The 13,506-nt window shown below is 68.3% G+C and carries 17 protein-coding genes; all 17 read left to right on the top strand.

Annotated features, from left to right (window positions below; translation table 11 throughout):
* The first annotated feature begins 83 nt into the window (after positions 1–83).
* Positions 84–557 (top strand): hypothetical protein, encoded by a 474-nt coding sequence (locus tag HGK27_RS01270; protein ID WP_206238091.1) that lies wholly within the window; start codon positions 84–86, stop codon positions 555–557.
* Positions 547–1,869: a DNA-packaging protein gene (locus HGK27_RS01265; RefSeq protein WP_206238088.1), complete on the top strand. Its 1,323-nt coding sequence runs from the start codon at positions 547–549 to the stop codon at positions 1,867–1,869. The genes HGK27_RS01270 and HGK27_RS01265 overlap by 11 nt, the downstream gene beginning before the upstream one ends.
* Positions 1,870–1,895: 26 nt before the next feature.
* Positions 1,896–3,080, top strand: a complete 1,185-nt coding sequence (locus HGK27_RS01260) for a phage portal protein (RefSeq protein WP_206238086.1) — start codon at positions 1,896–1,898, stop codon at positions 3,078–3,080.
* An 8-nt stretch (positions 3,081–3,088) separates the two neighbouring features.
* Positions 3,089–3,397, top strand: a complete 309-nt coding sequence (locus HGK27_RS01255) for a DUF6127 family protein (protein WP_206242672.1) — start codon at positions 3,089–3,091, stop codon at positions 3,395–3,397.
* A complete protein-coding gene (locus HGK27_RS01250) occupies positions 3,388–3,810 on the top strand; it encodes an HK97 family phage prohead protease (protein WP_206238084.1) in 423 nt (140 codons plus the stop codon). The genes HGK27_RS01255 and HGK27_RS01250 overlap by 10 nt, the downstream gene beginning before the upstream one ends.
* A 35-nt stretch (positions 3,811–3,845) precedes the next feature.
* The gene (locus HGK27_RS01245) at positions 3,846–4,976 is read left to right on the top strand and encodes a phage major capsid protein (protein WP_206238083.1); all 1,131 of its coding nucleotides are present in this window, start codon (positions 3,846–3,848) and stop codon (positions 4,974–4,976) included.
* 109 nt (positions 4,977–5,085) lie between these two features.
* Positions 5,086–5,676, top strand: coding sequence for a head-tail connector protein (locus HGK27_RS01240; RefSeq protein ID WP_206238081.1), 591 nt, complete (start codon positions 5,086–5,088; stop codon positions 5,674–5,676).
* Positions 5,673–5,840: a hypothetical protein gene (locus HGK27_RS01235; protein ID WP_206238079.1), complete on the top strand. Its 168-nt coding sequence runs from the start codon at positions 5,673–5,675 to the stop codon at positions 5,838–5,840. The genes HGK27_RS01240 and HGK27_RS01235 overlap by 4 nt, the downstream gene beginning before the upstream one ends.
* 5 nt (positions 5,841–5,845) lie before the next feature.
* Positions 5,846–6,244 carry a DUF3168 domain-containing protein gene (locus HGK27_RS01230; RefSeq protein ID WP_206238077.1) on the top strand — a complete coding sequence of 133 codons (399 nt, stop codon included), beginning with the start codon at positions 5,846–5,848 and terminating at the stop codon, positions 6,242–6,244.
* Positions 6,241–6,648 (top strand): phage major tail protein, TP901-1 family, encoded by a 408-nt coding sequence (locus HGK27_RS01225; RefSeq protein ID WP_206238075.1) that lies wholly within the window; start codon positions 6,241–6,243, stop codon positions 6,646–6,648. The genes HGK27_RS01230 and HGK27_RS01225 overlap by 4 nt, the downstream gene beginning before the upstream one ends.
* Positions 6,645–6,962 carry a gene transfer agent family protein gene (locus tag HGK27_RS01220; RefSeq protein WP_206238073.1) on the top strand — a complete coding sequence of 106 codons (318 nt, stop codon included), beginning with the start codon at positions 6,645–6,647 and terminating at the stop codon, positions 6,960–6,962. Before HGK27_RS01225 ends, HGK27_RS01220 begins: the two co-directional genes overlap by 4 nt.
* A complete protein-coding gene (locus HGK27_RS01215) occupies positions 6,959–7,207 on the top strand; it encodes a phage tail assembly chaperone (protein WP_206238071.1) in 249 nt (82 codons plus the stop codon). The genes HGK27_RS01220 and HGK27_RS01215 overlap by 4 nt, the downstream gene beginning before the upstream one ends.
* The gene (locus HGK27_RS01210) at positions 7,159–7,737 is read left to right on the top strand and encodes a lysozyme family protein (protein WP_206238069.1); all 579 of its coding nucleotides are present in this window, start codon (positions 7,159–7,161) and stop codon (positions 7,735–7,737) included. The genes HGK27_RS01215 and HGK27_RS01210 overlap by 49 nt, the downstream gene beginning before the upstream one ends.
* 11 nt (positions 7,738–7,748) lie before the next feature.
* Positions 7,749–10,085, top strand: coding sequence for a DUF2460 domain-containing protein (locus tag HGK27_RS01205; RefSeq protein ID WP_206238067.1), 2,337 nt, complete (start codon positions 7,749–7,751; stop codon positions 10,083–10,085).
* Positions 10,082–10,900: a DUF2163 domain-containing protein gene (locus HGK27_RS01200; protein ID WP_206238066.1), complete on the top strand. Its 819-nt coding sequence runs from the start codon at positions 10,082–10,084 to the stop codon at positions 10,898–10,900. Before HGK27_RS01205 ends, HGK27_RS01200 begins: the two co-directional genes overlap by 4 nt.
* Positions 10,884–11,291, top strand: coding sequence for an NlpC/P60 family protein (locus tag HGK27_RS01195; protein WP_206238064.1), 408 nt, complete (start codon positions 10,884–10,886; stop codon positions 11,289–11,291). The genes HGK27_RS01200 and HGK27_RS01195 overlap by 17 nt, the downstream gene beginning before the upstream one ends.
* Before the next feature lie 15 nt (positions 11,292–11,306).
* Complete coding sequence (locus tag HGK27_RS01190; RefSeq protein ID WP_206238062.1) at positions 11,307–13,484, top strand: phage tail protein; 2,178 nt, start codon at positions 11,307–11,309, stop codon at positions 13,482–13,484.
* Positions 13,485–13,506 lie beyond the last annotated feature (22 nt).

The raw sequence follows: 13,506 nt of genomic DNA, 5'->3' as shown, positions 1-13,506 counted from the left end.
AGTTGGTACATATAGAGAACATCGCAATCAGGTGAGTCCCCAAGGCCTCCCGGATCGCTTCACCCCTGTTGATGGAAACCAAGATGGCGCGAAGCTCTTCGCCCGCGGGCAGCAATGCCGCGCGGCCCCGTTCGCTCGGCCTCTGGAGCCGGGCCTTTCTCTCGGCACTGGCCGAAAGCTGCAATGTGGCCGATGCCGCGCGCAAGGCGGGCATCACCACCACGGTTGCCTATGACGCAAGGCGCAACAACGCCGCCTTCGCCCGCAAATGGCAGGCCGCGCTCTGCGAAGGCTATGACAATCTGGAGATGGAGCTGCTCCACCGCCTGCGCAACGGAGAACTCAAACCCACCCCCGCCCGCAAGACCGCCGTGCGCAGCTTCGACAACGCCAATGCCCTGCGCCTGCTGGCCGCTCATCGCGAGGCCGCCGCCCGCCAACGCGCCATCCGCGACAATGACGATGCCGCCGCCGTGCTGGAAGGCCTGAACACCAAGCTGGAGCGCATGCGTGAGCGCGTGCTGGCCGCCAAAAAGGGAGGCCCCGATGGAGACTGATCGCCGCCTTGATTGGCTCCTCAACCTCCCCGCCAGGGAAAGGCTGCAACAGCTCTCCCGCCTGTCCCCTGAGGAACTGGGCGCCATGGCCTATGACTGGCCGCTCTGGGCGCGCAAGAACCAGCTGCCTCCCAAGGGCGACTGGCGGCTGTGGCTGGTGATGGCCGGGCGCGGCTTCGGCAAGACGCGGATGGGCTCGGAATGGGTGCGCATGGTGGCGCAGGCCGATTCCATGGCCCGCATCGCGCTGGTCGCCGCCTCTCTGGGCGAGGCGCGCAGCGTGATGGTCGAGGGCGAGAGCGGCATCCTTGCCTGCTCGCCCCCGCGCCGCCGCCCGCGTTTCGAACCCTCGCTGCGCCGGCTGGTCTGGCCGAACGGCGCGGTCGCCACGCTCTATTCCGCCGCCGAGCCCGACAGCCTGCGCGGCCCCCAGCACAGCCACGCCTGGTGCGACGAGATCGCCAAATGGGATAATTCGGCCTCCCGCGCCGAGCTGGCATGGGACAATATGCTGATGGGCCTGCGCCTTGGCGAGCGCCCTCAGGCCATGGCCACCACCACGCCGCGCGCGGTCCCTTTGCTCACCCGCCTGCTGAAGGATGAAGATGCCATCATCACGCGGGGCCGCACGAAAGACAACCGCGCCAACCTGCCCGAACGCTTTATCCGCGAAACCCGCGCCAGCCTCGGCTCGGCCCTGCTGGCCCGGCAGGAACTCGATGGCGAAATGCTGCTCGACCACGCCGGAGCCCTCTGGACCCGCGCCCTGATCGAAAGCTGCCGCGAAGCCGTCCCCGCCTCTCCGCCCGCGCGGATGGTGGTGGGTGTCGATCCCCCCGCCTCGGCGGAGGGCGACGCTTGCGGCATCGTGGTGGTGGCGCTGGGTCAGGACGGCATCGCCCGCGTGCTGGCCGATGCCAGCGTGCCCCGCCCCAGCCCCGAGCGCTGGGCCCGCGCCGTGGCGGACACCGCTGCCCTATGGAACGCCGATCGCGTGGTGGCCGAGGCCAATCAGGGCGGCGCCATGGTGGAAAGCGTGCTGCGCGCCGCCAGCATCGCCCTGCCTCTGCGGCTGGTCCATGCCACGCGCGGCAAGGCGGCACGGGCCGAACCGGTCGCCGCGCTCTATGAGGCAGGCCGGGTGCGCCATTGCGGCCAATTCGCGGCGCTGGAGGATGAGCTTTGCGGGCTCATCACCGGGGGCTCTTACCAGGGGCCGGGCCGCTCGCCCGACCGGGCCGATGCCGCCGTCTGGGCGCTGACCGAACTGATGCTGGGCACCACGCCCGGCCCGCGCGTGCGGGATCTCTAACGCCCTTTTCCGAAAGGCGAAAAGCCATGAAACTGCTGCAATCCCTCGCCGCCGCCTTCAAGGGCGGAGGGCCCCGCGTGCCGCTCGCCCGCCCCTATGGCTCGCCATGGAGCTGGGGTGACATCGGCGCCAACCGCCTGCCCTATGACTACCGCCGCGCGGTGGTCTGCGCCTATCTCGACAACCCCGTCGCCCATCGCGCGGTGCGGCTGGTGGCTGATGGCATCGGTGGGGCGCCGCTCTGCCAGACCGACCCGGCGCTCACCAGACTGGTTACCGCCACCAGCGCGGGGCAGCCTTTGCTCGAAACCTTGGCCAGCCAGATGCTGCTGCATGGCAATGCCTATGTGCAGGTGCTGAAAGACGCCAATGGCTGGCCGGTGGAACTCTTCGCCCTGCGTCCGGAACGCGTCACGCTGATCCCCGGTGCCAATGGTTGGCCCACCGGCATCACCTATCGTCTGGGCGAGCAGCTGCTCAACATCCCGATGGAGGATACCGACGCCTCGCCCAACATCATCCATATCCGCGACTATCACCCCGCCGACGATCATTATGGCACGGGCTGCCTCTCCGCCGCCGATCAGGCCGTGGCGACGCATAATGCCGCCGCCGCGTGGAACCGCTCGCTGCTGGAGAATGCCGCGCGGCCTTCGGGGGCGCTGGTGTACGATGCCTCCAATGGCGGCGGGCTTTCGACCGACCAGTTCGACCGGCTGCGCGAGGAACTCAACCGCGCCTTTGCCGGGGGCGGCAATGCCGGGCGTCCGCTGCTGCTGGAGGGCGGGCTGAAGTGGCAGTCGCTGTCCATGAGCCCGGCGGATATGGATTTCGCCTCGCTGAAGGCAGCGGCGGCGCGGGATATTGCGCTGGCCTTCGGGGTGCCGCCGATGCTGCTCGGCCTGCCCGGCGATTCGACCTACAACAACTATAAGGAGGCCAACAAGGCGCTGTGGCGGCTGACTTTGCTGCCGCTGGCAGCGCGGCTGTTCGCGGCTTTGGGCGAAGGCTTGCAGGGCTGGTTCCCCGAGGCGCGTCTGGCCGTCGATGCAGACCGGGTGCCAGCGCTGGCCGAGGACCGGCAGGCGCTGTGGACTCAGGTGAACGGCGCCGGGTTCCTGTCGGATGCCGAGAAGCGCGTGCTGCTGGGCCTGCCCGAGGATCTGGCCGCGCCCCCGCCCTGCGCCGCGCCAGAAGAGGTGCAGCCATGAGCCGCCCCCTGCAACGTGAAGATATGCTCGCCCGGCTCATGGCGCAGGATCGCGCCTCGGGCGGCGATCTGGTGACCTTGCGCGCCATCGTCGAGGAAGCGAGCGAATTGGGCGCCGAAAGGATGCTCTACCGCATGGGCCTGAGCGATGACGGCGCCAGCGAGGATCTTTCCGAACTGCGCGACCTTTTGCAGGCATGGCGCGATGCCAAGGCCAGCGCCTGGCGCGCCGTCATCGACTGGACGGTGCGCGCGCTGATGGCGCTGCTGCTGATCGGCATCGCCGTGCGGTCGGGGGCGCTGGCGCCATGGCGGTGAGCCCAACCATCGTCCCTTCGCCCCTGCGCTTTGCCGGCTATGCCGCGCTCTTCGGCCAGCGCGATGCCGGGCGGGACACCATCCACCACGGCGCCTTCGCCCGCACGCTGGCCAGCCGCGACACGCCCCTGCCCCTCTACTGGCAGCACAACCCCGCCCAGCGCATCGGCTGGATCGAGCAGGCGGGCGAGGATGAGCGCGGCCTGCGCATCCTCGCCAGCATAGATAATCCGGCAGGCGGGGCCGCCGCCGCGCTGAAGGCGGGCCGGGTGAACGGCCTCTCCTTCGGCTACCGCGCCCGCAGCTTCACCCGCGATGCAGCGGGACGCGACCTGCACGACATCGACCTCTTCGAGATCAGCCTGGTGACTCACCCCATGCAGCATGGGGCGCGGGTCCACATGATCGCCTGATCCTTCTTCTCCCCCGTGTGAAAGGCCTTGATTGCATGGAAAATCCCGAAACCACACCCCTCGATGCGTCCTTCGATCTGCTCGCCCGGCAGGAGGCCGCCGATCAGGCGTTGACCGCCCTGCGCTCCGACATCGCCGAGGTGAAATCGCGGCTGGACCGCCAGCACCGCGCCGACAGCCGCCTGCCTCTGGGTGGCGCCACCGCCCCGCAGAGCAGCAGCTTCACCGAAAACTATCTGCGCCGGGGGCAGGAGGCGGAGCTGAAATCGCTCACCATCGGCTCGCCCGCCGATGGCGGCTATGCTGTGCCCACGCAGCTGGACGCGCGCATTGCCGAAAGGCTGACCGCCATCAGCCCGATCCGCGCCATCGCTCAGGTGGTGCAGACCAGCACTTCGGATTACCGCAAGCTGATCTCGCTGGGCGGCACCGTCTCGGGCTGGGTCAGCGAGAGCGCCGCGCGCAGTGCCAGTGCCACACCCAGCTTTGCCGAGATCGTGCCGCCCTCGGGCGACCTCTATGCCAATCCCTCGGCCAGCCAGCAGATGCTCGACGATGCCGCCTTCGATCTGGAAAGCTGGCTGGCGCAGGAAATCGCCACGGAGTTCGGCCGCGCCGAGGGTGCCGCCTTCATCAACGGCACCGGCACCAACCAGCCGAGCGGTTTCCTCTCTACCCCCATCGCCAGCACGGCAGATGCCACCCGCAGCTTCGGCACGCTGCAGTATCTGGCCAGCGGTGACGCCGCCACGCTGGGAGCCGCCGCCGATGGCCTGCTGATCGATGTGGTGATGGCGCTGAAAGCCGGGCATCGCCAGGGCGCCGTCTGGGTGATGAATGCCAAGACGCTGTCCACTGTGCGCAAGCTCAAGGACGCCGATGGCGCCTTCCTGTGGCAGGGCAGCCTGATCGACGGCCAGCCCGACCGTCTGCTGGGCTACCCCGTGGTCGAGGCTGCCGATATGCCCGATGTGGCGGCGGGCAGCACCCCCATCGCCTTCGGCAATTTCCAGAACGGCTACATCATCACCGAGCGCTTCGGCACCCGCCTGCTGCGCGATCCCTACAGCAACAAGCCCTTCGTCAACTTCTACGCCACGCGCCGCATCGGTGGCCAGGTGCTGGACAGCGAGGCGATCAAGCTGGTGAAGATCGCGGCTTCCTAAGTCCCCGCTAGGCCGGGTTCCTCTCCCGCCCGGCCTAACCCTGCGCCCGTGCCGCCCCCGCGCGGTTGGCACGGGCGCCCTTTTCCCATGTTCCTTACGGAGGCCGCCCATGATGCGGACGATTGTCACGCCTGCGGTGCTGCCGCCTGCGGCGCTGGCCGAGTTAAAGCAGTGGCTGGGCATCTCCACCACGCAGGATGATGACAGCCTTTCCTCCCTGCTGGCCATGGCGCTGGAGGTCTGCGCCGATTTCACCGGCATGCTGCCGCTGCTCTGCACGGTGGAGGAAAGTCTGGGGCTTCATGGGCAGCGCCCCCAGGAGCCATGGAGCCAGGCATGGCCCTTTGCCCATCCGCGCTGGCACCGGCTGACCAGCACGCCGGTCAAATCGGTCGCTGCGGTGGCCGGGCTGCAGGGTGATGGCACGCCCATCGCGGTCGAGGATGTCGAGATCCGCATCGATGCCTCGGGCGCCTGCCAGTTGCGGATCGATCCGCCCCATGGCTGCACCAGCGCGCTGGTCACGCTCGAGGCCGGGTTGGCGGCGGATTGGGACCATCTGCCCCAGCCGCTGCATCACGGCATCATCCGCCTCGCCGCGCATCAATACCGCATGCGCGAAACCGCCGGAGCCGATGCCCTGCCGCCCGCCTCGGTCACGGCGCTGTGGCGGCCCTACCGCCGGATGCGGGTGACATGATTGCTGCCACGCCCAGCCCCTCGTGGGATGAGCTGTCCGCGCAACTGGCCGCTCTGGCCGGGCAGATCGCGCAGGACAGCCAAACGGTCGATGCCGCCGATGATCCGGCCAACTGGCGCGATCCCGCCGCCCTCTGGCCCGGCTTCACCGCCGCGAAAGGATAGAGCCCATGGACCTGCCCCTGCGCGCCGCGCTGATCGCATGGCTGGCCGCCGATCCCGACCTCTCGGCCCAACTCAACGCCATCACCGAGGAAGCGCCCTCTCGCACCGCCCTGCCGTGGCTGGCCATTGCCACCAGCGCCAGCGCCGACTGGAGCACCAAGACCGAGACCGGCTACGAGATCCGCATCGCGCTGGACCTCCATTGCCGGGGCGACACACCCGATGCCGCCGCCGCTCTGGTCAGCGCCATTGATGCCCGCATCCGCGCCCTGCCCGCGCAGCAAAGCGGCTTTCGCGTGGCGACGATCCGCTTTCTGCGCGCCCGCACCCAGCAGACCGATGCCGCCACCCGCACCGTGCTGATCGAATTCAGCTTCCGCACCCTCAACGGAGAAGCCCTATGACTGTTCAATCCGGCGCCGCCTTTCTGCTCAAGATTTCCGATGGCGCGGACACACCGACTTACCAGACCGTCGCGGGCCTGCGCACCACGCAGATGTCGGTGGCGGGGCAGGCCGTGGCTGTCACCAGCAAGGACAGCGGAGGGTGGCGCGAACTGCTCTCGGGCGGCGGGGCACGGTCGATTTCGGTGAGCGCGGCGGGGGTCTTTATGGGCTCGGCGGCGGAGGGGCAGATCCGTGCCAATGCGCTCTCGGGCGTGCTGGCCTCCTACCGCCTCAGCTTTGAGGATGGGCAGAGCCTGACCGGCCAGTTCCTCGTGCAGAAGCTGGATTACTCGGGCGATTACAATGGCGAGCGGGCCTATACGCTGCAACTGGAAAGCTCCGGCGCGGTGGTGGCCGGATGAGCGATCCTGCCGCCAATCCGTGGCGTGGCGAGGCCAGCCTGCTGATCGCCAACACCGCGCGCCTGCTGCGCCCCAGCTTTACCGCGCTGGTCGCCGCCGAGGAGGAACTGGGGCCTTTGCTGGCCCTGGTGGAGCGCGCGGCGGAAGGGCAGTTGCGCCTTGCCGAGATCACCGCGCTGTTCTGGCACTGCCTCGCCCGGCGTGAAGAGTTGACGCGCGAGATGGTGGGCGATGCGGTGCTCGAAGCCGGGCTTGCCAATGCCACCCAGCCCTTGCGCGTCCTGCTGCGTCAGATCGTGCAGGGGGCGGGGTGACGGAGCAGGCTTTCGGCCCCGCCGCCAACCGCCTCGCCGGGCTGACGGCGCGGGTGCTGGGGTGGCGCCCGGACACCTTCTGGGCCGCCACCCCAGCCGAACTCGCCGCCGTGCTGGCGCCTGATGCCGATCCTGCCCGCGCCGCCATCGCACCTTTGTCTCGCACGGACTTCGAACGCCTGATGGAGAAAGACCTATGGCCACATCGCGTTACACCAGCACCACCTCCACCACGCAAAGCCTGATGGTGGAGGTGCGCGCCGTCACGCAGGGCTTCGCGCAGGATCTGGCGGCGATGCGCTCCAGTGTGGACACATCGCTGATCGGCGGCTTTACGCAGGCGGGCAGCACGCTGGACACCAGCCTGTCCAATGCGCTGAAAAAGGGCACCAGCGGCTTCTCCGATCTGCGTGAGGCCGGGATCAGCGCTCTGGCCGCGATTGCCGCACAGGCGACGGGCATGCTGAGCACCAGCGGTAGCGCCACTGGCATCACCAGCCTGCTCTCCGCCGTCAGCGGACTGCCGGGGCGGGCCACCGGAGGCCCGGTCTCCCCCGGGCAGGCCTATCTGGTGGGCGAGCGCGGGCCTGAAGTCTTCGTGCCCACCGCTGCTGGCGCCATCGCCAACACCGGCAATGGCGGCAATGGCGGCAACCGCACCATGAATGTCGCCATCAATGTGGGCAGCAGTGCCGGGGCCGATGCGCCCGCCGCCCTCGCCCGATCCTCGCGCCAGATCGCCAGCGCCCTGCGCCGCGTGATGGTGCAGAGCTGAAAGGAACCCCCATGGCCTTCTGGCTCGCCTCAAAGCGTCAAGGGCAGGACAGCGACTGGCTCCAGCGCTTCGACCCGCGCTTCTGGACCAACGACTTCCCCCGCCCGATGATGGCCAGCGCCATCACCCCCGCCCCCGATGCGCTGCGCATCGACGCCACTTTCCTGCGCGAGGGCGATCTGGCCGGGCTGATCTGGGCCAGCGAGGATGTGCTGGACCACCCGTTGCTCGCCTATGCCACGGACCGCGATTACAGCCGCACCACGCTGAGTTTCCGCTGGCGTTCGGGCGGCATCCTGCCGCTCAATGCCGTCAACGGCCCCACGCTGACCATTGAAGGCCGCGATGCCAGTGGCCAGCCGCATAGCTGGTTCGTCCGTCTGTGGAACTTTGCCAGCGGCACCGGTGAGGATGCGCAGGTCACCCTGCCCTTCAGCCAGATTTTTGGCGGCTGGTCATCCGATGCTGCCGATCCGCTTTATCCCTCCGACATCGACCGCATGTTTATCTCGCTGGTGGCGCCGGGCTATGTGCAGGGCTCCACCACGCCCTTCCCCGCCGCTTTGGACGGCTGGGCCGAGCTGACGCACATCCGCTGCGATGGCGATCGCGCGATGCTCTCCATTGGCGATGTCTTTGTGCCGCCGCATGGGCTGGCCGTCGCCACCGCCTATGACGATCAGTGCAACCAGACTCCCGCGCGGCTGATCCGCAGTCTGCGGCAGTTGGGCTATCGCGGCAGCGTGCTGCATTATGTTGGCATGAGCCACCATTTCCGCCTGCATTATGTCGGGGCGGACTGTCTAGTGGATACGACGGGCGATGTGCTGTGTACCCCGGCGCGGGCATGGCATGCAGCCTTCTTTGCGGCCTGTGCAGAGGCTGGCCTCTCGCCCATCGCCTCGATCTCCTATGAGGTTCTGGCGCAGCATTGCCCGTCCAGCTGGGCTCAGCGTGCCGCCGATGGCAGTGCCGGGCAGACGGGTTGGGACCCGCCCTCCAACCTGCTCTCCCCCGCGCAAGGCGAGGCGATGGGCTGGCTGCAAGCTATCGCCCGCGCTTATGTCGGCCTGATGCAGGCTGCCGATGTGCCCCTGCGCCTCCAGATCGGCGAGCCATGGTGGTGGGTGACCGGCGATGGCCAGATCTGCCTCTATGACGATGCCGCCAAGGCAGCCTTCGGTGGCAATCCGGTGACGATCCCCGATCTGAGCGCGCCGCTGAATGCCGACCAGACCGCTCTGCTCGATCAGGCGGGCGCGCTGTTGGCCAGTTCCACCGCCACCATCACCGCCGCGGCCAAGGCACAGGCGGGCAGCACGGCTTGCGAGGTCTTGCTGCTCACCTTCCTGCCCACCGTGCTGGACCCAACCATGCCCGAGGCCCGCCGCGCCAATCTGCCCACCGGCTGGGCCTGGCCCGCCTTCGACCGCCTTCAGGTCGAGGATTATGACTGGCTCACCGCAGGCGCCTCGGCGCTGAGGCAGTCTGGCTATGCCACGATCAACCAGCGGCTAGCCTATCCGCCCGGTGCTCAGGATTATCTTGCGGGCTTTGTGCTCAGCCCGGGCCAGCCGGACCTCTGGCGGCTGATCGATACCGGCATCGACGAGGCTTTGGCCCGCAACGCCCATGAGGTCTTCGTCTGGGCGCTGCCCCAGATTTGCCGCGACGGTTACCTGCGCATACCCAACGCCAAGGACGCTTCCGATATGAACGCTTTCGACGATGTGCCCTATCCGCTGGCGCTTGGGCTGGATGCGAAAATCACGCAGGAATTTTCCACCAGCATCGCCACCACCGCCTCGGGCTTCGAGCGACGCAACAGCCTATGGAGCAACGCCCGCCTGCATTTCGATCTGGGCCCGGGCATACGCTCGGACGCGGAGCTGGGCGTGCTGATCGCCTTCTTCCGCGCCCGGCGGGGCGCTGCGCGCGGGTTCCGCCTCGCCGATCCCAGCGATTTCAGCTCCAACGGCATGGTCGACGCGCCCAGCGCCGTGGATCAGGTGATCGGCGTGGGCGACGGCACCGCTTCCAGCTTCCCGCTGGTCAAGCACTATGGCGATGAAGCGCAAGACCCGCAGCAGCGCCGCATCACCCGCCCCCGCGCCGGGAGCGTGCTGGTCAGCGTGAATGGCGTGGGCGTGACCAATGGCTGGGCGCTGGAAGAGAGCGGCATCGTCAGCTTCACCACCGCGCCCGCTGCCGGGGCCACGGTGCGCGCCGGCTTCCTCTTCGACGTGCCGGTGCGCTTCGAGCAGGACACGCTCGACATTTCCGGCGCGGGTTTCTCCATCGGGGAGGCCCCCAGCGTGCCCGTGATCGAAATCCGGGAGGCGGTATGAGCCGGATCTGGTTTTCCCAGCCGCTCGAAACCGTGGCGACATGGTGGCGGATCGACCGGCGCGATGGCGTCTCGCTGGGCTTCACCACCCATGACGCGGATCTGTGGTTCGACGCCCTGCTCCACCGCAGCGCGCCGGGGATGAAGCCCGCCGCGATCCGCCGCTCGACGGGCTTCGATGCGGATTCCGCCGAGGTCGATGGCGCCATCGCGCATGACAGCATCGCCGAAGCGGATCTGGTCGCCGGGCGCTATGATGGGGCTCGGGTGGCGGTAGGTCTGGTGGACTGGCAGACGCTGGAGTTCACCGCGATCTATGCGGGCAGCATCGGCGGCGTCACGCAGGACAGCAACCGGTTTTCGGCGCAGCTGGTGTCACGCAAGGGCGATCTGGCGCGCGATCCGGTGCCGCGCACCAGTCCATGCTGTCGCGCCGATTTCTGCGGGCAGGGCTGCGGGCTTTCGGCGGCGCGCTTCACCCATGAGGCGGTGCTGGCCAGCTTCGATCCCGGGCAAAATGCAGTGACCATGGCGGGCGATGTAGCGGCCTCGCTGCTGCCGGGAGGACAGATCCGCTGGCTGGACGGCCCCTATGCGGGGCTGGCCATGACCATCGCCGGGCTGGCGGGTGATGGTCTGGTGCTGGATCGCCCGCTCGATCTGCCTCTGGCCGCAGGCCTGCGCGCGCAACTGCGCGAGGGCTGCGATCATACGCTGGCCACCTGCGCGGCGCGTTTCGGCAATGCGCTCAACTTCCGGGGCGAGCCCTTCCTGCCCGGCAATGATATGGTGATCCGTTATGGCCTGCCCAGCTGAAACGCTGGCAGATGCCGCCGCCAGCCTGATCGGCACACCCTTCCGCCTGCACGGCCGCGATCCACAAACCGGGCTCGATTGCCTCGGGCTGGTGGGCGCAGCACTGGGCATGGCGGGGCGACCGATCTCGCTGCCCTATCACTACACGCTGCGGATGCGGGGCATCGATCCTTTGCTGCCGCTGGCGGAGAAGGCCGGGCTGCAGCCTGCCAAGAGCGCGCCAACAGCGGGCGATATCCTGCTGCTGCATGTCGGCCCCTGCCAGTTCCATCTTGGCATCACCGCGCAGGATCTCGGTCTGATCCATGCGCATGCCGGGCTGCGCCGGGTGGTCCACTCACCTGCCCCGCAAGGCATCATCAAGCGCTGGCGCCTGCCTGAAACCGCCTGAAAGGACACCACCATCATGGCAACCTTGCTTTTTACCGCTCTGGGCACGGTGCTGGCCGGGCCGGTCGGCGGCGTGCTGGGCGCTCTGGCCGGGCAGCAGGTCGATGCGGCACTGTTTGGCGGCGGCAGCGTGAGCGGGCCCCGGCTCAAAGATCTGGCGGTCACCACCTCCAGCTATGGCACCGCCATCCCGCGCCAGTTCGGAGCAATGCGTGTGGGCGGCACGATCATCTGGGCCACCGATCTTGCCGAACACGGCCAGACCAGCGGCGGCAAGGGCCAGCCCAGCGTCACCACCTATAGCTACAGTTCCAGCTTCGCCGTAGCAATCTCCAGCCGCCCGGTTCAGTCAGTAGGACGGATCTGGGCCGATGGCGATCTGCTGCGCGGCGCCGATGGCGCGCTGAAAGTCGGCGGCACCTTGCGCATCCACAATGGCTATGGCGACCAGAGCATCGACCCGCTGATCGCCTCGGCGGAAGGCGCGCAGAACTGCCCCGCCTTTCGCGGCCTGGCCTATGCCGTCTTCGAGGATCTGCAGCTGGCCGATTACGGCAACCGCATCCCCACGCTGACCTTCGAAGTCTTCGGCGATGACGGCGCCCTCTCGCTGGCCTCCCTGTTCGACGGGGTGATGGAGGATGTGTCGCTCTCCGTCCCGCTCGACGGCATTGCGGGCTATGCCTGCGAGGGATCGCTGGCCGACACGCTCTCCCAGTTCCAGCCGGTGATGCCGATGAGCTGCGACGCAGGCGGCGACGCCCTGATCATCACCGCCGATCGCCAGTCCACCACGCCCATCGCCCTGCCCGAACCGGCCCTCACCAGCGCCAGCGGCGAATTCGGCGCCCAGAGCGGCTACCAATACAAACGCGATCCCGCGCCCGACAATCCGCCCCGCGTGCTGCGTTATTACGATCCGGCGCTGGATTATCAGCCGGGCATGCAGCGCGCCATCGGTCAGGCCCTGCCCGGCCAGCCCAAAACCGTCGAAGTGCCCGCCACCATGGCGGCCAGCGATGCGGCAAGGCTGATCCAGCAGGCCGCGCGCGATGCCGACTGGCGCCGAGAAACCCTCGCCTGGCGCTGCGCCGAGCTGGACCCGGCCGTCGCCCCCGGCATGCTGGTCACGCCTTTCGGTCAGCCGGGGCTGTGGCGCGTGACGGCATGGGAATGGCGCGACACCGGCATCCAGCTCGATCTGGAGCGCGTCGCTCCCACCGCCAGTTCCGGCGCCAGCGCCGATCCGGGTCGCGCCAATCTGGCCCATGATGCCCCCGTCACGCCCACCAGCCTTGCCGCCTATGAACTGCCGTGGGACGGGCAAGGCAGCAGCGATGCGATCATCGTGCAGGCCGCAGCCTCCTCCAGCAGCGCAGGCTGGCCCGGCGCGGCGCTGTATGGAGACTTTGGCAATGGCACGCTGACATGGCTGGCCGCCACCGGGCGCCAGCGCAGCATCACGGGGGTGGCGCTCGATGTGTTGGCCGCCGCCTCGCCCCTGCTGATCGACCGGCAATCGACGATCACCGTGCAAATGACCGGCAGCGATCTGGCCCTGACCGGCGCCACGCTGGACCAGCTGGCGGCGGGCGCCAACCGGGCCCTGCTGGGGGGCGAGATCATCCAGTTCGCTCATGCCACGGCTCAGGGCCAAGGCGTGTGGCTGCTCAGCACCTTGCTGCGTGGACGCGGCGGCACCGAAAGTGCCATCGCCACCCATGCGGCGGGCGAGGCTTTCGTTTTGCTGGATTCCCAACCGGTGCAGCTCGACGGCGCAAAACTGCAGGGCGCCACCGGAATCGCCGCAATGGGATTGGCCGATCCGGCGCAAGTCGAGGCGCCGATCCTGTGCCGTGGCTACAGTCGGCGTCCATGGTCGCCGGTGCATCCCAAGGCCATTTACGCGCCGGATGGCAGCCTCACTCTGGCCTGGACACGCCGCGCCCGTGGCGGCTGGGCGTGGAGCGATGGTGTGGACACCCCGCTTCAGGAACAGAGTGAAGCCTATCTGGTGATTTTTGGCAGCTGGGACAATCCAATCCTGCAATGGCAGGTGAGCGCGCCCACGCTGAGTCTCGCGGCTGCCGATACCGCAGCCCTGAAAGCCGCCCATCCCGGCACCAGCTTCCAGGTTCGCCAGCAGGGAACCTATGCGCTTTCCGAAAGCCTGACGCTCACCACGCTGAGCTGAAACACGATTTTTTTCTTACCGC

This window comes from Novosphingobium terrae (assembly GCF_017163935.1).
In the GTDB taxonomy this organism is placed as follows: Bacteria; Pseudomonadota; Alphaproteobacteria; order Sphingomonadales; family Sphingomonadaceae; genus Novosphingobium; species Novosphingobium terrae.
The sequence above is the reverse complement of the archived record's forward strand: the minus strand, read 5'-3'. Positions and strand labels throughout refer to the sequence as shown.

Coding starts and splice junctions, on each gene's coding strand:
- HGK27_RS01270 (WP_206238091.1), top strand. CDS start 84: ATGGCGCGAAGCTCTTCGCCCGCGGGCAGCAATGCCGCGCGGCCCCGT.
- HGK27_RS01265 (WP_206238088.1), top strand. CDS start 547: ATGGAGACTGATCGCCGCCTTGATTGGCTCCTCAACCTCCCCGCCAGG.
- HGK27_RS01260 (WP_206238086.1), top strand. CDS start 1,896: ATGAAACTGCTGCAATCCCTCGCCGCCGCCTTCAAGGGCGGAGGGCCC.
- HGK27_RS01250 (WP_206238084.1), top strand. CDS start 3,388: ATGGCGGTGAGCCCAACCATCGTCCCTTCGCCCCTGCGCTTTGCCGGC.
- HGK27_RS01245 (WP_206238083.1), top strand. CDS start 3,846: ATGGAAAATCCCGAAACCACACCCCTCGATGCGTCCTTCGATCTGCTC.
- HGK27_RS01240 (WP_206238081.1), top strand. CDS start 5,086: ATGATGCGGACGATTGTCACGCCTGCGGTGCTGCCGCCTGCGGCGCTG.
- HGK27_RS01235 (WP_206238079.1), top strand. CDS start 5,673: ATGATTGCTGCCACGCCCAGCCCCTCGTGGGATGAGCTGTCCGCGCAA.
- HGK27_RS01230 (WP_206238077.1), top strand. CDS start 5,846: ATGGACCTGCCCCTGCGCGCCGCGCTGATCGCATGGCTGGCCGCCGAT.
- HGK27_RS01225 (WP_206238075.1), top strand. CDS start 6,241: ATGACTGTTCAATCCGGCGCCGCCTTTCTGCTCAAGATTTCCGATGGC.
- HGK27_RS01220 (WP_206238073.1), top strand. CDS start 6,645: ATGAGCGATCCTGCCGCCAATCCGTGGCGTGGCGAGGCCAGCCTGCTG.
- HGK27_RS01210 (WP_206238069.1), top strand. CDS start 7,159: ATGGCCACATCGCGTTACACCAGCACCACCTCCACCACGCAAAGCCTG.
- HGK27_RS01205 (WP_206238067.1), top strand. CDS start 7,749: ATGGCCTTCTGGCTCGCCTCAAAGCGTCAAGGGCAGGACAGCGACTGG.
- HGK27_RS01200 (WP_206238066.1), top strand. CDS start 10,082: ATGAGCCGGATCTGGTTTTCCCAGCCGCTCGAAACCGTGGCGACATGG.
- HGK27_RS01195 (WP_206238064.1), top strand. CDS start 10,884: ATGGCCTGCCCAGCTGAAACGCTGGCAGATGCCGCCGCCAGCCTGATC.
- HGK27_RS01190 (WP_206238062.1), top strand. CDS start 11,307: ATGGCAACCTTGCTTTTTACCGCTCTGGGCACGGTGCTGGCCGGGCCG.